Source organism: Fructilactobacillus sp. X2R1C1, assembly GCF_059901435.1.
Genome location: NZ_JBWXUV010000021.1, coordinates 1 through 584 on the forward strand (window position 1 = coordinate 1; position 584 = coordinate 584).

General features: G+C 27.2%; 1 protein-coding gene. It reads left to right on the plus strand.

Features of this window, described 5'->3' with window-relative positions:
* Positions 1-584: AbiH family protein (locus AC6UDG_RS07270; RefSeq protein ID WP_500706935.1), on the plus strand; the 584-nt coding region annotated here is incomplete at both ends.

A 584-nucleotide genomic window follows, 5' to 3' on the forward strand; every position in this document is an offset into this window, starting at 1 on the left:
GATCTAAATACAAGCTTAAGTTGTTTTGGGAACTTTGTATTAAAAAATTGCCCAGATTTATATTACAAAATGTATGAAACTTATTATAAATTTGATGCCAAAATTAAACATGATGAAAAGAATAAGGATGAGGAAGTTAAATCAATTCAAGATAAATTTAATAAAATGTTTTGGAGTGATCTAGAGGAAAATCTAAATCATGTTCATGTAAATAATAAGGTTAATTATGTACAGCCAGATTGGGCAAATAATGATGGAAAACGTTACTCATCATTATTGGAAAAAGAAATTTTTGACTGGTCTGTATTAAAAAACAACAAATTGTATGAAGAATGCAGAAGCAACTTTATTAACCAAAATATATCAAAAGCATTATTAGATAATTCTACAAGTAGTGGCATTTATCTTAATTTGAATTATACAGACACTATGTCACAGATTTATGGAATAAGCGATGATTTAATATTTCATGTTCATGGAAAGGCAAATACTAACTGTAATGACGTAAGCCCTCAAATAGGTCATATTGATAATAAGGAAAGTCTACAAAAGATTGTAAATGATTTATGGAAGTCGGACATAAT